The organism is Microlunatus endophyticus (assembly GCF_014646195.1).
In the GTDB taxonomy this organism is placed as follows: Bacteria; Actinomycetota; Actinomycetes; order Propionibacteriales; family Propionibacteriaceae; genus Microlunatus; species Microlunatus endophyticus.
The window spans coordinates 1-21,804 of sequence record NZ_BMMZ01000018.1; the positions used below are offsets into that span (position 1 = coordinate 1).

The 21,804-nt window shown below is 67.4% G+C and carries 21 protein-coding genes and 3 tRNA genes; 7 read left to right on the plus strand and 17 right to left on the minus strand.

Going from position 1 to position 21,804, the window contains the following annotated elements; all coding sequences use genetic code 11:
- Nucleotides 1–75 precede the first annotated feature (75 nt).
- The 4 genes from IEY07_RS22580 to IEY07_RS22595 all read right to left on the minus strand — a co-directional run bounded on the left by IEY07_RS22580 (nucleotide 76) and on the right by IEY07_RS22595 (nucleotide 2,441).
- Nucleotides 76–148: transfer RNA gene (locus tag IEY07_RS22580), tRNA-Glu, on the minus strand.
- A gap of 38 nt (nucleotides 149–186) precedes the next feature.
- Nucleotides 187–259: transfer RNA gene (locus IEY07_RS22585), tRNA-Asn, on the minus strand.
- 88 nt (nucleotides 260–347) lie between these two features.
- On the minus strand, nucleotides 348–923 hold the full coding sequence (locus tag IEY07_RS22590; protein ID WP_188898176.1) for a hypothetical protein: 576 nt from the start codon (nucleotides 921–923) through the stop codon (nucleotides 348–350).
- Between the two features lie 6 nt (nucleotides 924–929).
- The gene (locus IEY07_RS22595) at nucleotides 930–2,441 is read right to left on the minus strand and encodes an alpha,alpha-trehalose-phosphate synthase (UDP-forming) (protein WP_188898178.1); all 1,512 of its coding nucleotides are present in this window, start codon (nucleotides 2,439–2,441) and stop codon (nucleotides 930–932) included.
- 84 nt (nucleotides 2,442–2,525) lie between these two features.
- On the opposite strand from IEY07_RS22595, the gene otsB reads away from it, so the two are divergent.
- Nucleotides 2,526–3,386, plus strand: a complete 861-nt coding sequence (otsB, locus tag IEY07_RS22600) for a trehalose-phosphatase (protein ID WP_229670548.1) — start codon at nucleotides 2,526–2,528, stop codon at nucleotides 3,384–3,386.
- Here the strand turns inward: otsB and IEY07_RS22605 are convergent.
- Nucleotides 3,372–3,857 carry an NUDIX hydrolase gene (locus IEY07_RS22605; RefSeq protein WP_188898182.1) on the minus strand — a complete coding sequence of 162 codons (486 nt, stop codon included), beginning with the start codon at nucleotides 3,855–3,857 and terminating at the stop codon, nucleotides 3,372–3,374. The genes otsB and IEY07_RS22605 overlap by 15 nt on opposite strands.
- Before the next feature lie 114 nt (nucleotides 3,858–3,971).
- Here IEY07_RS22605 and IEY07_RS22610 point away from each other — a divergent pair, with 114 nt between their 5' ends.
- Complete coding sequence (locus tag IEY07_RS22610) at nucleotides 3,972–5,621, plus strand: HNH endonuclease signature motif containing protein (protein ID WP_188898184.1); 1,650 nt, start codon at nucleotides 3,972–3,974, stop codon at nucleotides 5,619–5,621.
- 17 nt (nucleotides 5,622–5,638) lie between these two features.
- Here IEY07_RS22610 and IEY07_RS22615 read toward each other — a convergent pair whose 3' ends face one another.
- Together IEY07_RS22615 and IEY07_RS22620 are read right to left on the minus strand one after the other, a co-directional pair.
- Complete coding sequence (locus IEY07_RS22615) at nucleotides 5,639–6,211, minus strand: COG4315 family predicted lipoprotein (RefSeq protein ID WP_188898187.1); 573 nt, start codon at nucleotides 6,209–6,211, stop codon at nucleotides 5,639–5,641.
- A gap of 88 nt (nucleotides 6,212–6,299) precedes the next feature.
- Entirely contained in the window at nucleotides 6,300–7,352 is a 1,053-nt protein-coding gene (locus tag IEY07_RS22620) for an aldo/keto reductase (protein WP_188898190.1), read from the minus strand.
- A gap of 67 nt (nucleotides 7,353–7,419) precedes the next feature.
- Between IEY07_RS22620 and IEY07_RS22625 the strand changes: the two genes are divergently transcribed.
- Nucleotides 7,420–7,493 (plus strand) — tRNA-Ile (locus IEY07_RS22625).
- A gap of 439 nt (nucleotides 7,494–7,932) precedes the next feature.
- Nucleotides 7,933–8,859, plus strand: a complete 927-nt coding sequence (locus tag IEY07_RS22630; protein ID WP_188898192.1) for a phytanoyl-CoA dioxygenase family protein — start codon at nucleotides 7,933–7,935, stop codon at nucleotides 8,857–8,859.
- Here the strand turns inward: IEY07_RS22630 and IEY07_RS22635 are convergent.
- Both IEY07_RS22635 and IEY07_RS22640 read right to left on the minus strand, forming a co-directional pair.
- A complete protein-coding gene (locus IEY07_RS22635; RefSeq protein WP_229670549.1) occupies nucleotides 8,820–10,463 on the minus strand; it encodes an arylsulfatase in 1,644 nt (547 codons plus the stop codon). The genes IEY07_RS22630 and IEY07_RS22635 overlap by 40 nt on opposite strands.
- Complete coding sequence (locus IEY07_RS22640; protein ID WP_229670550.1) at nucleotides 10,460–11,887, minus strand: sulfatase family protein; 1,428 nt, start codon at nucleotides 11,885–11,887, stop codon at nucleotides 10,460–10,462. The genes IEY07_RS22635 and IEY07_RS22640 overlap by 4 nt, the downstream gene beginning before the upstream one ends.
- A 25-nt stretch (nucleotides 11,888–11,912) precedes the next feature.
- Between IEY07_RS22640 and IEY07_RS22645 the strand changes: the two genes are divergently transcribed.
- On the plus strand, nucleotides 11,913–12,779 hold the full coding sequence (locus IEY07_RS22645; RefSeq protein ID WP_229670552.1) for an exodeoxyribonuclease III: 867 nt from the start codon (nucleotides 11,913–11,915) through the stop codon (nucleotides 12,777–12,779).
- Here the strand turns inward: IEY07_RS22645 and IEY07_RS22650 are convergent.
- The 4 genes from IEY07_RS22650 to IEY07_RS22665 are packed head-to-tail and all read right to left on the minus strand — an operon-like array spanning nucleotide 12,754 to nucleotide 15,442.
- The gene (locus tag IEY07_RS22650; protein ID WP_188898198.1) at nucleotides 12,754–13,548 is read right to left on the minus strand and encodes a GNAT family N-acetyltransferase; all 795 of its coding nucleotides are present in this window, start codon (nucleotides 13,546–13,548) and stop codon (nucleotides 12,754–12,756) included. The genes IEY07_RS22645 and IEY07_RS22650 overlap by 26 nt on opposite strands.
- A gap of 30 nt (nucleotides 13,549–13,578) precedes the next feature.
- Nucleotides 13,579–14,163: a biotin transporter BioY gene (locus tag IEY07_RS22655; RefSeq protein WP_229670554.1), complete on the minus strand. Its 585-nt coding sequence runs from the start codon at nucleotides 14,161–14,163 to the stop codon at nucleotides 13,579–13,581.
- Nucleotides 14,160–14,744: an energy-coupling factor transporter transmembrane component T family protein gene (locus tag IEY07_RS22660; RefSeq protein ID WP_188898200.1), complete on the minus strand. Its 585-nt coding sequence runs from the start codon at nucleotides 14,742–14,744 to the stop codon at nucleotides 14,160–14,162. The genes IEY07_RS22655 and IEY07_RS22660 overlap by 4 nt, the downstream gene beginning before the upstream one ends.
- Nucleotides 14,741–15,442: an energy-coupling factor ABC transporter ATP-binding protein gene (locus tag IEY07_RS22665; RefSeq protein ID WP_188898202.1), complete on the minus strand. Its 702-nt coding sequence runs from the start codon at nucleotides 15,440–15,442 to the stop codon at nucleotides 14,741–14,743. The genes IEY07_RS22660 and IEY07_RS22665 overlap by 4 nt, the downstream gene beginning before the upstream one ends.
- Nucleotides 15,443–15,532: 90 nt before the next feature.
- Here IEY07_RS22665 and IEY07_RS22670 point away from each other — a divergent pair, with 90 nt between their 5' ends.
- Complete coding sequence (locus IEY07_RS22670) at nucleotides 15,533–16,153, plus strand: TetR/AcrR family transcriptional regulator C-terminal domain-containing protein (protein WP_188898204.1); 621 nt, start codon at nucleotides 15,533–15,535, stop codon at nucleotides 16,151–16,153.
- On the opposite strand, the gene IEY07_RS22675 is transcribed toward IEY07_RS22670, so the two are convergent.
- Genes IEY07_RS22675 through IEY07_RS22690 form a run of 4 tightly spaced genes read right to left on the minus strand, consistent with a single transcriptional unit; the run spans nucleotide 16,059 to nucleotide 20,351 of the window.
- Entirely contained in the window at nucleotides 16,059–17,096 is a 1,038-nt protein-coding gene (locus tag IEY07_RS22675) for a hypothetical protein (protein ID WP_188898206.1), read from the minus strand. The genes IEY07_RS22670 and IEY07_RS22675 overlap by 95 nt on opposite strands.
- A gap of 54 nt (nucleotides 17,097–17,150) precedes the next feature.
- On the minus strand, nucleotides 17,151–18,446 hold the full coding sequence (locus IEY07_RS22680; protein ID WP_188898208.1) for a glycosyltransferase 87 family protein: 1,296 nt from the start codon (nucleotides 18,444–18,446) through the stop codon (nucleotides 17,151–17,153).
- A gap of 60 nt (nucleotides 18,447–18,506) precedes the next feature.
- Nucleotides 18,507–19,325 (minus strand): HAD hydrolase family protein, encoded by an 819-nt coding sequence (locus IEY07_RS22685; RefSeq protein WP_188898210.1) that lies wholly within the window; start codon nucleotides 19,323–19,325, stop codon nucleotides 18,507–18,509.
- Between the two features lie 33 nt (nucleotides 19,326–19,358).
- Nucleotides 19,359–20,351 carry a hypothetical protein gene (locus IEY07_RS22690; RefSeq protein ID WP_188898212.1) on the minus strand — a complete coding sequence of 331 codons (993 nt, stop codon included), beginning with the start codon at nucleotides 20,349–20,351 and terminating at the stop codon, nucleotides 19,359–19,361.
- A 385-nt stretch (nucleotides 20,352–20,736) separates the two neighbouring features.
- On the opposite strand from IEY07_RS22690, the gene IEY07_RS22695 reads away from it, so the two are divergent.
- Nucleotides 20,737–21,783, plus strand: coding sequence for an AAA family ATPase (locus IEY07_RS22695; RefSeq protein ID WP_188898295.1), 1,047 nt, complete (start codon nucleotides 20,737–20,739; stop codon nucleotides 21,781–21,783).
- The last annotated feature ends 21 nt before the right edge of the window (nucleotides 21,784–21,804 follow it).

Consider the following 21,804-nt stretch of genomic DNA (forward strand, 5'->3'; position numbering starts at 1 on the left):
CCCCCAAAAAACCAAAAACCCGAACCCTCAAACTGAGGGTTCGGGCTATGCCGATGTCTTGCGACATCACAATTGTGACCCCAGCGGGATTTGAACCCGCGTTACCGCCGTGAGAGGGCGATGTCCTAGGCCGCTAGACGATGGGGCCGTCTGCATGATCTCCCGCCTGGGCGGTCGATCGGTGCGCTCCCCGGACTGGACTCGAACCAGTAACCCTGCGGTTAACAGCCGCATGCTCTGCCAATTGAGCTACCGAGGATCAGCGTCTGAAGTTCAGTGGCGCGAGAATGAACATTAGCAGCCGATCAGCGGCCAACGCGAATCGGCGGCGACTCTGCAGCCGGCAGTCAGTGGTCGGGGTCGTACTCGCTGCGGAGCCGGATGATCGAGGTGTCGGCGAGGTCCCGCAACCCGGGAAGGTCCCAGTCCAGACCGCGGGGCAGCGACGCCCGCCACGCGATCGGGGCGTCGGCCCGGGACAGGTCCCGCCGGCCGCTGATGATGACGCCCGGGTCGACATTCCTGACCTTCCGTGAGCCCTCCAGAGCGATGAAGTGCTCGACGGCGATCGAGGCAGCGACCCGGTCCCGGAAGATATCCGGCAGTCGGCCCGGCTCCTGCAGCCGGACCTCGCCCACCTCGGGATCGGCCGACCCGTCGGCGTACAACTGCCAGTGCAGGGTCGTGGTGTCCTTGTCGTAACCGCCGCGTTCGATCCGGTGCCAGCCGACATGGGACCAGTCCGTTGCGGTGGTGCCGGCCAGCGACAGCAGCCCGACCGAAGCCACGCAATAGCCGCCGTCGGCGGTCGGTTCCCAGCCGAGCAGATTGCCGGGCTCGAGACCGGCAGCCCGGGCCGAGGCATGCCAACGGCTGCGTACGGAGCGGTCCAAGCCTCGCCGCAGGCCTGAGAAGAGTCCCATCGGCGTCTACTTCGACCGTGCGAAGTGGTTCAGATCGTCCAGGAAGTTGCCGGCCCATCGATCGATGTCGTGGTCGAAGACCTGGCGGCGCAGGATCCGCATCCGCCGCGCCTTGTTGCGCGGGGAATCGGTGGCCGCCTCGAGCATCCGTTCCTTCATCTGGTTGATGTCGTACGGATTGATCATGTACGCCTGACGCAACTCGCGCGCCGCCCCGGCGAACTCGCTCAGGATCAACGCACCGTCGTCGTCCTGGCGGCAGGCGATGTATTCCTTCGCGACCAGGTTCATCCCGTCCCGCAGCGGTGTCACCACCATCACGTCGGCGGCACGATAGAGCGCGGCCATGTCCTCGCGGCCGTACGAGGTGTGCATGTAGTTGATCACCGGCCGGCCCAGACCGCCGATCTCGCCATTCAGCCGGCCGACCAGGCGTTCGATGTCGTCGCGGAGCTTCTTGTACTCCTCGACGCGTTCCCGGGACGGGTTCGCGACCTGGACGAAGACGGCCTCCGCCGGATCCAGGGCGCCGTCGGAGATCAACTCACCGAAGGCACGCAATCGCTGGTAGATGCCCTTGGTGTAGTCGAGCCGATCGACACCGAGGAACAGGTGCTTGGGATCGCCGACGTCGTGGCGGATCTCCTCCGCACGGGCCTTGGTCTTGGGATCCTTGGCCAGTTCGTAGAACTCCCTGGTCTGGATCGAGATCGGGTAGGCCCGGGTCAACACCCGCCGGCCGTCGGGCAACTCGATATTGCCGCGCTGGGTCGGATGATGGGCACGCTGGCGCACCAGCCGGGAGAAGTTCTGGGCGCCCCCGGTGGTCTGGAAGCCGACCAGATCGGCGCCGAGCAGGCCCTCGATGATCTCCCGCCGCCAGGGCAACTGCTGGAAGAGCTCTGTGGGCGGGAACGGGATGTGCAGGAAGAAGCCGATCCGCAGATCCGGGCGCAGCTCGCGCAGGATCTCCGGCACCAACTGCAGTTGGTAGTCCTGGACCCAGACGATCGCACCGTTCTCGGCGACCTCGGCGGCGCGCTCGGCGAAGCGACGGTTGACCTTGCGGTAGGCGTCCCACCATTCGCGGTGGAATTCCGGATGGGCCACCACGTCGTGGTAGAGCGGCCACAGGGTGGCGTTGGAGAAGCCTTCGTAGTACTCGCGGATCTCCTGGCCGGACAGGGCCACCGGGACGATCTCGATGCCGTCGTGGTCGAACGGATCGAGATCCTCGTCCGCCGCGCCCGTCCAGCCGATCCACGCTCCGCCCTGGGACTTGAGCACCGGTTCGAGAGCGGTCACCAGCCCGCCGGGGGAGCTACGCCAATCGCTGCTCCCGTCCGGATTGGTGACACGATCCACGGGCAGTCGGTTGGCGACGACGACGAAGGAGGCGGGGTGACCGGCCGAATGCTTCCGCGTCGCTGCGGCGGTGGCCGACTTCTTCCCGTTACGGCTGCTGGCGTCGGTCGCTTCGGTCGGTTTTGTCGACTTGCTCCGCGGCGCGGGGCCCATGTGATGTCCTCCTCGTTGATGCGCATTCGACCCTACCTTGTGGCGGTTGGTTACCCGGCCCGGGCATCTGCCACTCTTGTCGGCGTGAGCGACGAGCTTCCCAGCAGCCTGGTCGGTACCGGTGACACCCTCACCGACGCAGGTCGTGACGCGCTGCAAGCGATCATCTCCGATCCCGCCCGGACCTTGATCACCCTCGACTTCGACGGCACCATCGCTCCGATCGTCGCGGACCCGGAGCATGCCCACGCCGATCCGGACGCAGTCGATGCCCTGGCCAGGCTCGGTGATCTTGTGCTGGGGATTGTCGTGATCACCGGCAGGCCGGCCCGGACCGCCGTACGCCTCGGGGGTTTCGACCGGCATGCCGGACTGGACCGGATGGTCGTCCTCGGCCAGTACGGCGCCGAACGCTGGGATGCCCACGGCGATCGTTTCGGTGCCGAGCCGGAGCCGGAGGCGATCAGCGAGGTGGAGGCCGAGTTGCCGGGTCTGCTGGCCGGACTCGGGCTGTCCGGGGCCAGGATCGAGCACAAGGGCCGGGCGATCGGCGTTCATACTCGGGAACTGCCGGATCCGGGAGAGGCCTTCGACGCCTTGCGGCCGGCGCTTGACGATCTTGCCCGTCGGCATCAGTTGAAGCTCGAGCCCGGCAAGTTCGTCCTGGAGATCCGTGCCGATGGCAGCGACAAGGGCGACGCCGTCCGTCACATCGTCGCCGAGACCGGTGCCCGCCAGGTGATCTTCATCGGCGATGATCTTGGTGATCTGCCGGCCTTCGATGCCGTACGCGATCTTCGCGAGCACGGCACCCCCGGGCTCTTGATCTGCTCCGCCTCGCATGAAGAGGACGCGCTGACGATCCACGCCGATCTGGTCGCTGCCGGTCCGCGTGGTGTCGCCGCCTGGCTGGGTGCGCTGGCCGATCAGCTAGCCGCGCAGTAGCCGATCAAGATCATCCAGAGCGGAGTCGAAACCGTAGTCGGTGATCAGACCCGGGCCCGACCTTGGTGCGAAGGTGTACTTGAAGATCATTCCCTCATCCAGTTCGCCGGCGCTGACCCGATGCTCCCACCGATCCGGTGTGCCGGTCGGCGCCTGCAGCCAGTAGAAGTGCCGGATCCGGGTCGGAGTTTCGGTGAGCCATTCGAACGATCCGAGATACACGGGGGCAGACAGACGGAGCCCGGACTCCTCGTACGTCTCGCGAATCACTGCCTGCCCAGGATCCTCGCCGGGCTCGACCCCGCCGGCCGGGACCTGGATTCCGGCGTCCGGATACTCCTCGGTATGGGCGAAGACAAGGAGCTCGTCCGGTCGCCGGGTGACGTAGGCGAGCACCTTCTCCCGCCACCCGTTATCGGCGGCCCTGGTGCGAGCGGTGTCGTATGAGATCCGGCGGCTGGGTTCGGTCACAGGTGCCGAATCTAGCGTCGCGACACTAGCGGTGATCAAGAACGGACAACACCTGCGCCGAACGGACAACACCGGTCGGGCCGAAATGTCGGTGGTCGCCACTAAAATGAAGACATGTTCGAAACGCCGGTGTATGACATGGACGCCGCGGAGACCTCCGCGCTGCTGTCCGCGTGCATCGGGGAGGAGTATTGGGCCCAGGACCGGCAGTTGATCTTGGCCGCGCACTTCGCGAGCCTGTATCCACCGGAGAAGCTTTCCGCGCCAGAGGATCGCAGGCTCGCGCTGGTAGGGGAGCGGGCAGTTCAGCTCGGCGGCGCCGGGACGCCGATGGTCGCCGAGTTCGCTCCCGACGAGCTGGCGCCGGAGATCGGCCAGAGCATTTTCGGTGCCCGCAGTCTGATGGCCGATGCGCTGGACCTGCGCCATCGCTTTCCCGGCCTGTGGCAGCTGGTGCTGCGCGGCGAGGCACCCGGCCCGACCGCCCGATCCGTCGCCCGCAAGACCCGCGGACTCTCACTGTCACAGGCGAATGCCGTCGATCGGATGCTCGCGGAGAAGATCCTTGCGGTGCCGCGCGGTCGGTTCGAGACCCTGCTGGATGCCGCAATCCTGCGGGTCGATGCCGACCGGATTGCCGAGCAGGCCCAGGCCGCAGCCCGGGACCGTTTCGTCAAGACCTCCGAGTCGACCGAGCACGGCATCAAGTCCATCTATGCCAGGTTGGACGCCCCCGATGCGATCGGCCTGGACGCCACCATCGACCGCATTGCCGACATCCTGGTGAAATCGCCCGAGCCCGTTCCGGGTGTGGCCTACCGCAACGCCAGGACCAAGGAGGAGTGGCGGGCGGTTGCCCTCGGAGTGTTGCGCAATCCCTTGCTGGCTTCGAAAATCCTGATCGAGAGCGTCCAGCCTGACCTGTTCGACGAGTATGTCGCCGCGTACGAGCCGCATCCCGCGTCGTTCAACGCCGTCGACTGTCCGGTCAACCGTGATCAGGAACCGCCTGAGGATTGCGCCGAGCCCGAAGCACGCCCGGCCGATGCCGACGACCTCCCACCGTACGAGCCCGTTCCGGACCTGTCGCGGTCAGAGGCCACGCCTACGGGTCACGCCACCAGCGAGCCGGATCCCGCCCTCGAACCGGATCCCGCCGCAGAGCGACGCAGGCAGGACGCGCTGACCGCCTTCCTGAGGGCCGTCGACCCAGCTCGGCTGCTGTCACCGGCGACGCTCTACTTCCATCTCTCCGAACGCGACTGGCTCGCCGGCGGCTCAACGATCGCGCGTGCCGAGCAGCTCGGCCCGGTGCTGCTCGAGCAGTTGCGGACCTGGCTCGGGACCGGCTCTAGGATCACCGTCAAGCCGGTGATCGATCCGGCCCGGAGCATCCCGGTGGACGCCTACGAGATCCCGGACTCGATGCGCGAGATCATGCACCTGCGCTCTCCCGCCAGCGTCTTCCCGTATTCCACGAATCTGCGCCGCGACAAGGATCTTGATCACACGATCCCGTACGCCCGCGGTGGGAGTACCGAACCGGATGATCTTGGTCCGCTGGGGCGCAGGGAGCACCGGTTTCGCACCCACGGAAGGATTTCCGAGCGACAACCCGAGCCCGGCCGATATGTGTGGAGAACAAGTTTCGGTCGGGTCCTGATCACTACCTCCGCCGGGACGTTCGATCTCGGCAGGGGAGACTTCGCGGCCGCCGTCTGGAAGGCTGCAGCCCACAAGAGTGTGCTGCGCCCAGTGGCGTGATCAGCCTCGCAGCGTGATCAGTAACCGCCGTTGTCGCTGCCACTGCTCGGAGCGGCCTTGGTGATCTTCTTGCCGTCCGCGCCGACGACCCACCAGACACCGCCGACGCCTTGCCCGTTGACGTCGCCAGGGCCGGAGTCGCTGGCGAAGGTGTAGAGCGGCCAGCCGTCGATCGTGAGCTGGGTCTTGCCGTCGACGCCCTTGATCGTCCCGACCTTCCCGGTGATCCCGTCGACCATCGGCGAGGTCGAGTCGGTGGTCACCTCGGGCCAGGCGGTGGCGCACTGGCCGGTGCAGGTGCTCTTGCCCGAATTCGGGGTGTCCTTGGTGTAGATGTAGACGGTCATCTTCTGATCATCGACCAAGATCGTTCCCAACGGCGACGACGCTGTCGCCAGGGCATCGCTGCCCGACGCGGATGCGCTGGACGGGGTCGTCGCGGGTGCGGAGTTCGCGGCGCTTGACGGCGGCGGGGCCGCTGACCCCGTGGCCGCCCCGCCGCCAGCACTGGTGTCACTGCCCGAAGAACACGCAGCCAATCCGACCATCGAGATGATCAACGCGGCTCCGGCCGCACCCCGCACACCCATGTTTCGTCTCCGAGCAGTTCGGGCGTCGCTTGTCGACGCTGTCACTACCGGAGACGGAACAAGGGCGCCGTCAGTTCAACAGCTGGTGCTACTTGGCGGGCCGCTTCGGTCCGTGCAGAACGAGATCTGCGGCGCTGAACCGATCGCCGACCGCCTTGGCCTGGTGCCAGTGCGGGTAGATGAATTCCGGTGCGCTGATCTCGTCCAGGGCGTCCACCTCGTCGTCGGTCAGCGCGACGTCGACCGCGCCGAGATTGTCGATCAACTGCTCCTCGCGGCGAGCGCCGATCACCAGGGTGGTGATGCCGGTCTTGTTGAAGAGGTAGGCCAGTGCGACCTGGGCCGGTGAGGCGCTGTGGCCGTCGGCGATCTTGATCAACAACTCGACGGTGTCCCAGAGCTTCTCCGGGTTGCGGACCGGTGGTTCACCCCAGTCCTTCAGCTGTCGGCCCTCCTCCGGCTGGAGATCGCGACGGTACTTGCCGGTCAGCAGTCCACCCGCCAGCGGCGCCCAGGCCATGACGCCCAAACCCTGGTCGACCGACAGCGGGATCAGCTCGTACTCGGCATCGCGGCCCTCGAGCGAGTAGTAGATCTGGTTGGAGACGAATCGCTGCCAGTTGTGGGCGTCGGAGACGGAGAGCGCCTTCATCAACTGCCAGCCGGAGAAGTTGGACACGCCGAGGTAGCGGACCTTGCCGGACTTGACGAGGGTGTCCAGGGTCTCGAGGTATTCCTCCATCGGCGTCTGCCCGTCCCACTCGTGGACGTGATAGATGTCGACATGATCGGTGCCGAGCCTGGTCAGGCTGGCCTCGATCTGCTCCAGGATGTGATGTCGGGACAGGCCCGCATCGTTGACGCCGGACGACATCGGGAAGCGCACCTTGGTGGACAGCAGCAGATCGTCCCGGCGGCCCTTGATCGCCTTGCCGACCAGGGTCTCCGAGGCGCCGATGCTGTACATGTTGGCGGTGTCGATCAGGTTGACGCCCGCATCCAGGGCGATGTCGAGCTGGCGGCGTACGCCTGCTTCGTCGACGGTGCCGATCGCCGAAGTCTCGCCCTGCCCGAAGGTCATCGTGCCCAGGGTGAGCGTCGAGACCCGCAGTCCTGATCTGCCGAGTTGCCGGTATTCCATCACTGTCCTCCGATCGTCACTGGCTCACCCGACCAACGTAACGGTCCGGCTAGACTCAGCCCGTTCCGGGGCGGTAGCTCAGCCGGTCAGAGCAGGGGACTCATAATCCCTGGGTCGTGGGTTCGAGCCCCACCCGCCCCACAACAGTCGACTCGGTGCTCTGGGAGGTCCCGTGTTCCCGCCCGGTCGGATCGCAGTCGGGGGGTCTGGATCGACGACCGGGCGGGACGCGGTGACGAGACGGTAACCATGAGGGGGAAGCCCTGCCATGTCTCGTCAATCGGGGGTCGGAACATTCCCCGATGGAACAAACGTACTGAGTCTTGTAACGGAACATGCGGGAATCTGTGGATTTGTCCAAATTCGTTACGTTCGCCCACGAAGGCGGCCCATTCGTGGAATGATCATTCATGGGCCCGGGGTTGGTGCGCGGTGTCGGGGGTTGTTCGGGGGGACGGCCAGACTTGAGCGCACACCCGGGCCCGTCATCGTCGCCCGCCATCCTGCATGTCAGGATCAGATATCGATTTGTGAGCCTGGTCCATTGCCGCGCGGCGGCTCCCGCTGGCACCGTAGAACCATGATCGAGACTGCACCGTCGCAACTCACCTTCTTCGACCGGGCCGATGCCGGCTTCGTCGAGCACTTCCACCGCGAGGGGTTCGCGCTCCTGCGCAACGCGCTGACGCCCGAGCAGGTCCAGGAGATCAACTCCGATGCGCTCAAGCTGTGCCGGGGCGACCTCGGCAAGATCAGATTCGGCGGCCCGTCGGCCGAGGCGATCCTGGCCCGCGAGCAGGCGATCCAGGCCGTCCGCGACGATGACGATGCGGTGCTGCGGCAATACCTGTGCATCCACTATCCGCACAAGATCTCGCCGGCCAGCCTGGATGCGTTGCAGGAGCCGCGGATCGTCGATGCGCTGACCAGGGTGATCGGGCCGAACGTCAAGGCCATGCAGTCGATGCTGTTCATCAAGTCCGAGGGCAAGCCGGGCCAGGCCTGGCACCAGGACGAGTTCTTCATCCCGACCCGGGACCGGTCGCTGACCGCGGTCTGGATCGCCTTGGACGATTCGACGATCGAGAACGGATGTCTGTGGGTGTTGCCGGGTTCGCACCGGCGTGGGGTGATCTATCCGGCCCGCGAACAGGACGATCCGCGATTCGACTGCACCACTGAGGCGTACGACTTCCCGTACACCGACGAGGATTCGATCCCGGTGGAGATCCCGTCCGGCACGGCGGTGATCTTCAACGGCTATCTGCTCCACCGGTCGTTGCAGAATTCCGGCAAGCACGGTTACCGGCGGGCGCTGACCAACCATTACATGAGTGCCGAGTCGTTGCTGCCTTGGCACTCGCCGCGCCAGGGTGAGCACATGGGGATCGCCGACTACCGCGACATCATCATGGTCGCCGGTGAGGATCCGTACGCCTACAAGGGCACCGAGGACCTCGCCCGGCCCTACTCGCGGCCGGACAAGGACGGCGGCTGCGACCGCTGATCCCAGCTCGACCGGTAGCTGCCGACCACCAGAGCGTTGGGATCCGGCGGATCGAAGCTCGCCACGATCGGGCCACGCGGCCGGACGCCACAGCGATCCGCCCAGTCCTGCCATTGCGCGACCAGGGCGGCCACCCGCTCGGGTTGCTGATCACTGAGGTCGTGCAACTCGGTCCGGTCCCGGTCGAGGTCGTAGAGCTCCCAGTCCCGACCGAATTTGCGGACCAGCTTCCAGCGTCCGTCCCGGATCGCGGCGTTGCCTTCGTGCTCGAAGAACAGCCGGTGATCACCGGTCGGCGTTCCCCGCCAGGAACCGAGCATCGACCTGCCCTCGGGCGGCAGCAGGTCCCGTCCCGGGAAGCTCGCCGGGTAGCCGGCGCCGGTGGCCTCCAGCACGGTCGCGAGCACGTCCGGCAACTGGTGCGGATCGTGGTCGATCCCGGCCGTCAGCCTGCCGTCCGGCCAGTGCGCGATGAACGGGGTCGCGATGCCGCCCTCGTGCACCCAGTGTTTGTACTCCCGGAACGGGGTGTTGGACAGATTCGCCCACGGCTTGCCGTACGAGCTGTACGTCTCCGGGCCACCCGGGACGATCGCCGGCGCGTTGCCGCGTTTGATCGGCCCGCCGTCGCGGGTCGTCGCCACCATGTGCACCGGCACGCTGGGAAGATCATCGACCCAGCCCGGCGGCATCTCCTCGGAACAACCGCCGTTGTCGGACAGGAACATGATCAGGGTGTTGTCCAGCCGTCCCGTCCGCCGCAGGGCCTGCACGACCTCGCCGATCGCCGCGTCCAGCAGCTCGACCTGGGCCGCGTAGACCTCCATCCGCCGCGCCTGCCAGTCATGATCACCGGCATCGGCCCAGGCGACCACCTCGTCGTCGCGATCACTCAGTGCCCATTCGCCGCTGATCAGGCCCGACTCGACCAGCCGCCGGTAGCGCCGCGCGCGCAACTCGTCCCAACCGGCGTCGAAGACGCCGCGATAGCTGTCGACCACGTCCTGCGGCGCGTGCAGGGGCCAGTGGGGTGCCGTGAAGGGCAGATACAGGAAGAACGGCTGATCAACGCTCTGGCCGTCGATGAACGCCGCCGCCTCCTGGCCGAGGACGGTCGTGAAATACCGGTCCTCGGTGAACGGCTCCGGCGCCTCGCCGCGATGCAGTGTGCTCGGGTCGAAGTAGCTGGAGGCGCCGGTGAGGATCCCGTAGAAGTCGTCGAACCCACGCCGGGTCGGCCAGGCGTGGTTGGGTTCGTGCACCTGACCGGTCAGGTGCCACTTGCCGCGCATCGCGGTGGCATAGCCATGATCGCGCAACACCTCGGCGATGGTGACGCAGCGGTTGTTGATCGTGCCCGGATAGCCGACCGGGCCGTCGTCGTCGGTCAGGATGCCGATCCCGGTCTGGTGCGGATGCAGCCCGGTGAGCAGCGACGCCCGGGCCGGTGAGCACCGGGCGGTGTTGTAGAACTGCGACATCCGTACGCCACCGGCCGCCAACGCGTCCAGGTTGGGAGTCCGGATCTCCGATCCGTAACAGCCGATATCGGAATAGCCCATGTCGTCGGCCATGATCAGCACGACGTTCGGACGACTGTTCACCAGAAGGCCTTTCGTTCCTGTGTTCGGTCCTCGGTCGCGATCAGGACATCGAGCAGCAGTTCGGTCATCTGCTGCCGGTGGCCGACATGATCACTGCGGTCCCAGAGGTTGATCAGCTCGCCGGGATCGGTGGCCAGGTCGTACAACTCCCCGGTCCGTCCGCGATCGCTGGTCGGCGGCCCGTGATACACGACGATCTTGGTGTCACCAGAACGGAGCATCGTCGTATGCACCGGCGGGTCGTAGGGATGTCCGCTGTCGCGATACTCGCACAGCGCCCAGCCCCGGTGATCGGTCGTCCGGCCGGTCGCCAGGCCGAGCAGCGACCTGCCCTGGCAGCGAGGGAGCGGCACTCCGGTCAGCTCGGTGATCGTCGCGGTCAGGTCGATCCACTCGACGAGCTCGTCGATCCGGGTGCCGGCCGGGATGCGGCCCGGCCACTTGATCAACAACGGCACCCTGATCGCGCAGTCGTACATCATCGGGCCCTTGAGCATCAACTGGTGATCACCGAGCATCTCGCCGTGGTCGGAGGTGAAGATCACCACGGTGTCCTCGGCCAGCCCCTGCTCGTCGAGGGTTGTCAGGATCCTGCTTACCTCGTCGTCAACCAGGCTGACCATCGCGTAGTAGTCCGCTTTGATCTGCTGCAACTCCTCGGAGCTGTAGTCCAGGTAGCCAGGGGCATGACCGGCATACGACGCCCGGCTCGCCTCGGCGAAGATCGGCGGCTTGCCGTCCAGTTCACCGGGCACCGTGTTCGGCCCGGACAGCTGGTCGGCCCGGTAGCGGTCGACGTACTCCTTCGGAGCGCCGAAGGAATGGTGCGGGTCGAAGAAGTTGGCGATGAAGAAGAACGGCCGATCGATAGGCCGGGACGCACTCAGGTAGCGGACGGTCTCCTCGCCGACCCAGTGCGAGTAGTGCGCCTCGGTCGGCACCTCGTCGATCCTTGTCCCGATCTCTGCCCCGACGGCGATCTCGGGATGGGTGAGTTCCAACCAGCGGTGGTACGCGTTCTCCGAGCTCCCCGGATACGGGTCGTGGGCCCACTGCCAGACCCGGAAGCCGGGCGGTTTCTCCTCGGTCCGGTCGCCGAAACAGGCGTCCAGATGCCATTTGCCGACCAGTCCGCAGTCGTAGCCCGCCTCGGCCAGCGCCGTCGGCAGCAGTCGGGCCGATCCGGGCAGTTGGACCCCATTCGCGTACAGGCCGTGGTTGTGCAGGTACTGGCCGGTCATCAGGCTCGCCCGCGAGGGTGCGCAGACCGGAGCCTGAACGTAGCAATTGGTGAAGATCGCTCCGTCGGCCGCCAACTGATCAAGGTGCGGGGTGTCGATCTCGGCGTTCCCGGACGCACCGAGCGCGTCGAAGCGTTGCTGATCGGTGCAGATCAGCAGGACGTTGGGACGGCTCCGGCTCACGACCCTACGGTCTACCATGGCGCCCGTGAGGATTGCGACCTGGAACGTCAATTCCATCAAGCAACGCATGCCTCGGTTCCTGCCCTGGCTGGACGAACGCGGTCCCGACGTGGTCTGCCTGCAGGAGCTGAAACTCGACGATCTTGGTTTCGCGGGATTGCTCGGGGCCGAGATCGATCAACGCGGCTACCAGCCGGCGGTGCACGGCGAGGCGCAGTGGAACGGCGTGGCGATCCTGTCCCGGGTCGGGCTGGAGGATGTGACGACCGGAATCCCGGACGGCCCCGGATTCCCCGATCCTGAGGCGCGGGCGGTGTCGGCGACCTGTGCCGGCGTTCGGGTGCATTCGCTGTACGTCCCCAACGGCCGGGTGCCCGATTCGGACCACTACCGCTACAAGCTGGCCTGGCTGGAGAAACTGCGCGACCAGGTGGCCGCCGGACCGCGCGAGGTCGTGGTGTGCGGCGACATGAATATCGCTCCGGCCGATGCCGACGTCTACGATCCGGCCGCCTACGTCGGCCAGACCCACGTCACCGGGCCCGAGCGCGAGGCGTTGCAGCGACTGCTCGACGTCGGCCTGCACGACGTCGTCCGCGATCACTGGCCGGACGAGCGGATCTTCAGCTACTGGGACTACCGTGCCGGCATGTTCCACCGCGATCTCGGCATGCGGATCGATCTGGTGCTCGCCGGCGACCCGGTTGCGGAGCGGGTCAAGGCCGCCTGGGTGGATCGCCAGGCCCGCAAGGGCACCGGCCCGAGTGATCACGCCCCGGTGATCGTGGATCTCGACGAGGCTCCGGACGGCGACATCGGGCCGGTGGTGCCGCCGCCGTCGAATCCGCTGACCCGCAAAGGCGCGGTCAAGCTGCCCCAATCCCGCCCGTGACACGCCCGCTCCTGACTTGCGCGGCCAGCACCGGGCGGTAGTCCAGACCGAGCTTGGCATACAGCCGCCGTGCACCGCTGTTGTCCTCGTCGACCATCAGGCCGACCGCGCCGCGCTCGGTGATCGCGGCGCCCGCGACCAGCCGGCAGACCTGCTCACCGAGTCCCCGGCCGCGCGATCCGGGATCGACCGCGACACCGACCAGATAGCCGATCGTCGGCGCGGACCAGCCGAGTCCCGCCGTGGCGACCAGCCGGCCTTGACCATCCCGGACCCCCGCCCAGGACTCGACATCGGGATCCGACGGCCGCGCGTCACTGTCCGCATGGGCACGGTCCAGCAGTTCGTCGATCTCAGGGATGTGCTCGGCGCCGAGCCACCGGGCGCCGCTGGACGTGTGATCAAGAGGATCGCGCCGGTCCATCCAGCCGAACGGCGTGCCGATCTCCAGGCCACTGCCGTTGGAGAGCTCGACCATCGCGGTGAGCTTGCGGATCAGGGCCGGGTCACCGATCGGACGGAAGCTGTCGCCGACCTCGTCCAGCACCAGGCCGATCAGGCCGGCGGCCGCGGCCACCGAGCCGTGGACGGCAACCCGGTCCTTGGTCGCCAGCCGCGGGCAGGCCACCGCCACCGCGGCACCGTCGTCGGTCGTCCAGGCTCTCGCCGTGCCGCCCGGTCGCTTGGCGAATCCCTGTGCGGTCCACTCGCAGAGCAGATCCCCGTCAGTGAGATCGCGGAGGTCTTCGAGATCGCTGACGTCGCGCACGTGCCCATCCTGTCAGCCGCGTCTGTCAGATCAACGGAGCAGACCCCGATAGCTGCGATGGACCGTGACGGCAACGATCGCGGTGATCACGGCCTTGATCAGATCCCCGGGCACGAAGGTCAGCGACCCGATCGCGGATGTGCGCAGCGGCAACCCGGAGACCACACTCGTCCACGGCACGCCGATCGCGTAGATGACCACGATGCCACCGACGATCGCCGCCACCGTGACGGCGACGTACCGCATCGCCGGGCTGGACCTGCGGATGGCCCAGTACTTCACGATCAGCCCGGTCACCAGCGCGCCCGGGATCCAGCCGATCAGGTAACCGCCGGTCGGCCCGACCAGCACGCCGAGGCCGCCCCGGCCGCCGGACAGGATCGGCAGCCCCAGCAGTGACAGCACGACGACGATCACGGCGGACAACATCCCGCGCACCGGGCCGAGGAGTGCGCCTGCCACCATCACGCCGAGGGTCTGCAGGGTGATCGGCACCGGGATGATCCCGAGCGTGATCGGTGGTATCAGCCCCATCGCGGCGATGAGCGCGGCGAACACCGCGATCAGGACGGTGTTGCGGGTGCTGCTGGCTCGTTCGACGCTGGTGGCGGTCACTTCGCTCCTCGGTTCGGGGTGGTGTCGTAGGCTCGGGCATCGATGGCCTCGGAGATCTGTTCGGCCGATTGCAGGGCACGGATGATCAACGGCACCAGCAGCGCGAGCGGGCTGCGGTGCAGCCCGCGGGCGTACTGCGCCTCTCGGATCTGGTCATAGGTCGCCCGCAGGGTGGGGATGAAGCGCACCGTCAGGGACAGCGCCAGGCTGATCCGCGCCGGATTCAACCCGATCCTGGCGGTCGGGGCGAGGACCCGTTCGAACAGCTCGAGGAACTGGGCGAACGGCGTGCTCAGCGTGATCGCGTACGCCAGCAGGCAGAGTGTGGTCAGCCGCAGTCCGGCGATCACGCCGGGCTGCCAGCCGATCGTCAGTCCGGTCATGATCACCACCACGGTGATGATGATCAACAGGCCGCCGACCGGGCGTGCCAACCGTCGTGCGGGTTCCCGCATCCACAGCAGCAACGCGACGGCCAACGCCAGCAGTCCCGCCAGCACCGCCCAGGCGGTAATCAGATACAGCCCGATCCCGGCGCAGAACAGCACGCCGATCTTGATCCCGGCGGGAATCCGGCTCACCGCCGGACCACCTGATCACACAGGTCGCGGTAGGACGCGATCGCCTCATCCGGACCGGAATCCTTGATCACCCGTCCGTCGTGCAGCACGATCACCCGCTGATAGCGGGCGGCCAGCTCCAGATCATGGGTGACCAGGACGGCCCGCTGCTCCAGCCCGTCGATCGCCTGCTGCAGCCGTCGGCGGTTGACCAGATCGAGCATCGTCGTCGGCTCGTCGAAGATGATCAACTCCGGCTGCATCACCAGCACTGCGGCCAGCGCGACCAGCTGCTTCTCGCCGCCGCTGAGAGAGTGGGACTCGCGGTCGGCCAGTCGTCCCAGTCCGAGCCCGGCCAGCACGGCCGCGATCCGGGCCTCGGTCTCGGCGCGGGCGAGGCCGAGATTGCGCGCGCCGAACCGAAGATCGTCGGCGACGATCGGCATCACGATCTGGTTCTCCGGATTCTGGAACACGAAGCCGACCAGCCGGCGGATCCGCTTGTCGTCGCGGCCGGTGACCAGCTCGCCGACCCGGACCTCGCCCGAGGTCGGCAGCAGCAATCCGTTCAGCAGCCGGACCAGCGTGCTCTTGCCGGAGCCGTTGAGCCCGATGATCGCGATCCGCCGGTCATCCAAGGTCAGGTCGATGTCGGCGAGCACGGTCCGCTCGTCGCGTACGACCGAAACAGCGGACAGCACGACGGGCCCGATAGCCAACCCTGCCTCCTGACGTCAACGCACTGACTTGAACAGTGTTCAACATGAACGTTGTTCAAGTTAGCTGCGGAACTGCGCTACGGTCAAGCCATGCGATTGTCCCGGGAGTCGGTGCTGAAGGGTGCCTTCGCGATCCTGGACCGCTACGGACTGGCCGACCTCACCATGCGCCGGCTTGCCGCCGAGCTCGGTATCCAGCCCGGCGGGCTCTACTGGCATTTCGCCAACAAGCAGACGCTGCTCGCTGCAATGGCCGATCAGATCACCGGCTCGGACCGGTTCACCGAGCCGGACAGGTTCATGGGGGAGACCGGATGGCGCCCGGAGCTTCAGATGGTGAGCACCCGGCTGCGCTCGGCACTACTGGCCCACCGCGACGGCGCCGAGCTGGTGGCCGCCGGTTACGCGCTGCGGCCCGGATCCGGCCAGCCACTGGAGCGAATGACCAAGATCATCCAGCAGGCCGGGCTGGGAGATCACGACGCCGCCGCGGCCGCGGCGACACTGACCCATTTCGTGCTCGGCCATGCGGCCGAGGTGCAGGCCCATGATCAGCTTCGCCGCGCCGGCGCGCTCCCGGACGACCATGATCAGTTCCCGGATCCGGATGCCGCCTTCACGACAGGGCTGGAGATTGTGCTGGACGGGATCGCGGCGCGCTGCTCTGCAGTGAACGCCGCGCCGTCCACGCCACGATCGCGAGCGCGATGATCACCAGCACGGACTGCTCGGCGATCCCCGCCGGTCCGGCGCTGACGGCCGAGACCAGGCCGACCCAGCAGTAGGTGATCACTGCACCGGCAGCCAGCCCGAAGGGTGCCGGGCCGGGAGGGACTACGGTGCTGCCACGTCGGCTCCAGCCGGAGAGGATCACCAGCATCACGAGCCACAGCGCCGCCACGATCGCCGTCCGGAGCCATGGCGAGAGTCCGCTCAGTTTGTCGGTCGACTCGAAGAGGCCGGCGGCCACAACCACCAGGGCGGCCGAGATCACGGTCGCCCGAACGGTCGGCTGCACCGGGGGCGGCTGCCGGCCACGCAGCCGTACGGCCAGTACGACCGCAGTACCCACGGCAAGTGCAGTGATGATCAACCGCGCCGGCGGTGCGACGAACCGATGCGGATCACTGGCGATGCTGAAGGCTGCCGTCGCGGCCGCGGCGAGTACGAAGATCACCAGGCAGACGACGATGCCCACCCTGCCGAGCCAGGGGCGGACGACGTGTTCCGGATCATCACGACCGTACCAGGCCTCGGTGATCGCGATCGGCGCGGAGATGCTCCAGACCACGTGCAGGCTGATCACGAAGATCGTCCAGGGTGCGCCGATGCCCAGCATCGGCACGTAGCCGGGCTGGATCAGGCTGAGCCCGAGATAGTGCGGATTGAACAGGCTCTGGGTGATCAGACCCTCCTCGAAGATCCCGTATCCCAGTGCCAGCAGCAGAATCCCGGTCCAGCCCAACCGCAGCCGGCGGGCCAGTTCGTGGATCAGCACGGCGGCCATGCCGTAAAAGGCAACGAACAGGATGAACGAGGCAACCTGTTCGGCGGCCGGCTCGAAGCCGGACAGGTATTGGTCGCCGAGCAGGAATTCAGCGATGAAGCCGGAGAGCAGGGCGAGCATGATCACCGGACGGAATGCGGTACGCACCCGTTCAGTCTGGGGCGGCGGAATACCGGCTGCCGATGACAATCCTCACGATCGTCACGTGGCAGGTGTCAACTCCTTGCGTTCCAGATCGGCCGGACTCACCGGCGAAGCAGGCCGGCTGCCGCGCAGCACCAGCAGCGACGCGACCAGCAGCACCAGACCCAGCCCCGGAGTGACCGCGGCGATCAGATTCTGCCACCACAGATAGGTCTTCTCGATGTCGTGGCCGCTCTTGAGGAATTTGTACGGTGCGGTCACCACCCAGCCGACGAACAGCCAGCCGAGGATCCGGTACCAGGTCGGCCACGCCCCACGGGTCGCGTACAACATTCCGAGGGGGGCGACCCAGACGAAATGGTGCGACCAGGACACCGGGGAGGCCAGCAGCGTCGCCAGGCCGCACAACGACACTGCGGCAGCCTCGTCACCGCGACGATGCCAGGCGAGGGCGACCGCAACGCCGAGCACCGCGGCCAGGGCCGACAGCCCGAGTCCGAGCCCGTTGCCGATCGTGTCGTAGCCGAGGATCCGGGTGCTGGCGCCGAGGATTGACTGGTTGATCTCGTAGATGATGCTGCTGCCCAGCCCGGAGTTGCCATGGGCCAGCCGGACCCAGAACGTCACCGACGCCCGCGGTGCGATCAGCAGGGCGATGACGGCAGTGATGATCATGGTCGCGATGGCGACCGCGGCCGCCCGGAATCGGCGGATCGCCAGCAGGTAGACGAAGAACAGCCCGGGCGTGAGCTTGATCGCGGCTGCCAGCCCGACCAGCAGGCCCTCCGGCAGCCAGCGCCCACCCCAGCGGAGCAGGAACCGCGGTGTCGGCACCAGCCGGGGCCCGGGGACCAGGTCGAGCAGCACCAGGGCTACCAGGAAGGCGCCCAGCTGGCCGAACGCGACGGTCTGGTTGATCGGCTCGACCACCCGTACGGCAGCCGCGCTGATCAGGCTGAGCCGCCAGCCCTGCAAGCCGAGCCGGTGCAGGATCGCGATCACGGTCAGGGAGACCGCCACCGCCCAGCCCATCTGCAGCGCGGTATGCGGCAGCCAGGTCAGCGGCACGGCCAGGATGGCGGCGAACGGGGGATAGAGGAACGGCAGCGAGGTGCCGAGGTTGTACGGATCGGTGCCGGCCAGCAGCGCCCGGGCGGCCTTCAGATAGACGTCGAGATCGACGATCCCTGGTTTCCAGGGCACCAGCGGAGCCCCGAAACTGGTGCCCGCGACGAAGATCGCGACCAGGCCGGGCAGCAGGCAGACGGCGATGCCGCGCGCCACGCGGACGCCCGGATTCATCGCCGCAACTCCGGCCGGAGCCCTGCCCGGGTCTTCGCCTGCAACCTCCATCGCGACCCGAACCCTACTCGTCGCGGCTTTGGATATGACCCCGAAACCCGAATTACCGGATCAAGCCACCAGAGTCTCGATCATCGCTCCGACCGCCGACTCGGCGTTGCTGCCGATCACTTCGGCGCCCTCGAGTGCCAGCAGGTCGGGGTGCGCGTCCGCCATCACATAGGGCCGGCCGACCCAGCTCAGCATCTCCAGATCATTCGGCATGTCGCCGAAGGCGGCCACCTCGTCCGGTGCCACGCCGAGCCGTTCGCAGAGCACGGCCAGGGTCGCGGCCTTGCTGACGCCGGCTGCCGCCACCTCGACCAGAGGCCGGTCGGTCGAGGAATGGGTCGCAGCGAGCCTGTCGCCCAGCACCGTGCGGACGGCGTCGGTCAGGGCGTCGGCATCGCCGGACTCCTGCAGCACCAGCAGCTTGACGAATTCTCCGCCGGCGACCAGCTCGGTCAGGTCGCCGACGTAACGCTGCGGATCGTCGCGGATGTTGAAGGTGGTGCCGTTGTAGGACAGATAGGCCGGCTCATAACCGGCCCGGATCCCGGTATCCACGCCGAACGCCACGTCCTCGACGGCCGCGCGCAGGTCGGCGAAGGCTTCGGCGGCGACGCCTGACGGGATGGCGGACACCGAAAGGACCGAGTCCCCGCCCAGGTCGTACAGCATCGCCCCGTTGCTGGCGATCACCGTCGCCTGCGTGCGGCGCAGACCTCGTACGGGTCCCAGCAGCCGGATCGGCCGGCCGGTAGCGAACACCACCGGGATGCCGGCACTTTCCGCGGCCGCGACCGCGGCCAGATTCCGGTCACTGACCGACCCGTCGGGCGACAGGAACGTGCCGTCCAGGTCGGAGACGATCAACTTCGGGCGTCTCATCTGCTCTCCACTCAGCCGCTACAACCTCGACCGTTACAACCGGGACCGGGGAGACTCGCTGGCGTTGGCCGTCGCCGTCTCACTCGGCTCACCGCCGCCACCGCCGGTGTTGGTCGGGCTCGGGGAGGCCGACCCGGTCATCGACGGCGACTGGCTGGGTGAGTGGTTGGTCGGCGATCCGCTGTTGGTCGGGCTCGGCGAGCCGGACTGCGGGGACGGCGAGGCCGACTGCGGTGATGGTGAGCCCGACTGGGGCGACGGTGAGGACGATTGCGGTGACGGTGAGCTGCTCTGCGGCGGCGGGCTTCCCGAACCGCCGGTCGGCGGTGGCGGTGACTGCGGAGCCTGGTTGTGGAAGATCAGGATCGCGATCAGGACTGCCAGCGCGGCCAGCAGCAACATCAGCAACCAGGACACCAGGATCGAACGCCAGCCGGCCCGGTCGTACCGGCCGGGCCAGGGCAGCGGCCAGAGTCGGGTCAGTCCCGGCTTGACCTTGTCGATCCAGTACAGCCGGTAGTCCGGTCCGCTGGCGGCACCCAGCGGCGGCAGCCAACTCAGCTGGACCGCGTTCAGGATCCGTTCCGCCTCAGCCGCAGCGGCCGGTGTGCCGTCGTAGGCCAGAGCTGCCCACGGCGCCGGCGGCCGGTCGTCGGGTGCCACCGGATGGTCCTCGGCCCGGTACTTGCGACCCATCCGGCCGAAGTCCTGGCCGCGGCCGCCGCGGGCGATCACGGTGTCGATGTGCAGTTCGTTGATCAGCCCGGCGAACCGGTCCCGGGCGGCAGCATCGGAGGCCGCACCCTCGCTCAGCAACAGCACCATCACCGGGACGTCGCCGCCCTCCGGCCGATCGGCGTGGCCGGTGAAAGCGACCCCGGCGGGGACCGCGCCCAGCCGTCCGTCGATCCAGTAGTCACCGACCTTGGGGGGATCCTCCGGCAACAGCGGACTGATGTAGACCGAGTCGCCGGCCGGGTCTCCGGCTTGATCGGGTCCCGGCTGCTCGGACGGCTCGTTCGACATCAGGTCCTTTTCTGCTGGTGCTGTGCGGTCGTTCACAGGTGCGACGGGTACCTATTGTGCCTGGTACCGGTGCAGTCCAAGCTTGGCCCGCGGAGATGATGGAATGGTCTGCGACAATCATCGGACACCGATCGCACGTACGGTAACGATCCAGGAGTAGCGCGTGAGCAGCCCGAATACCGGCCCGCAGTACCCACCGCCCGGGAATTGGCCCGCGCCCCAGAACTCACAGCAACCCAACAGCCAGCAGCCGCCGGCCCCGCAGGGCGCGCCCCAGCAGCCGCCGGTTCAGCACTCCGCGGACAGTGCCACCCGACCGCCGGCATCCAACGGCTCCGCACCGACGCCCCGTCCGGCTACCGGAGCCAACGCCGAATCGGCCAAGCTGCTGCGCCAGGCCATCGGCCAGGTGCAGCGGGTCATCGTCGGCCAGGAGCACATGGTCGAGCAGCTGATGGTCGGCCTGCTGGCCAAGGGCCACATCCTGCTCGAGGGCGTCCCGGGTGTTGCGAAGACGCTGGCCGTGCGGAGCTTCGCGACCGTGGTCGGCGGCGATTTCGCCCGCATCCAGTTCACCCCCGACCTGGTGCCGTCCGACATCGTCGGTACCAGGATCTACCGCGCCAGCCAGGAGAAGTTCGACGTCGAGATGGGCCCGGTGTTCGTCAACTTCGTGCTCGCCGACGAGATCAACCGGGCGCCCGCCAAGGTGCAGTCGGCGATGTTGGAGCTGATGGCCGAAGGCCAGGTGTCGATCGGCGGCGAGACCCACAAGCTGCCCAAGCCGTTCATCGTGATCGCGACCCAGAACCCGGTCGAGTCCGAGGGCGTCTACCCGCTGCCGGAGGCGCAGCGGGACCGGTTCCTGCTCAAGGTCGACGTGCCCTACCCGCGTGGCAACGAGGAATTCGAGATCCTGCGCCGGATGAGTGTCGAGCCGCCGGAGGCGACGCCGATCCTGAATCCGGAACTGATCCGGGAGTTGCAGAAGAAGGCCCAGGACGTATTCGTGCACAATCTTGTCGCCGAATACATCGTCCGGCTGGTGATGGCGACCCGTACTCCCAACGAATTCAACCTGCCCGACCTGGCCTCGGTGATCCAGATCGGCTGTTCGCCGCGTGCGACGCTCGGACTGGTCGCCGCCGCCCGGGCGCTGGCGCTGATCCATGGCCGCGACTACGTGCTGCCGACCGATGTCCAGGCGGTTGCCAAGGATGTCATGGCGCACCGCATCACGCTGGGCTTCGACGCTGTCGCCGACAATGTCGACACCGCCCAGGTGATCGAGCGGATCCTGGCCACCGTGCCACCGCCCACCCCGGTCTGGAATTCTGGCCAGCGCGGGTCCAACCAGGCCCAGCCCGCGGCCGGCGGGCCCGCGGCCGGCGGTTACGGCGGCTCGTACGGCGCTCAGCTGAGCCAGCGCTGATTCCGGGGACCACTGCGTGAG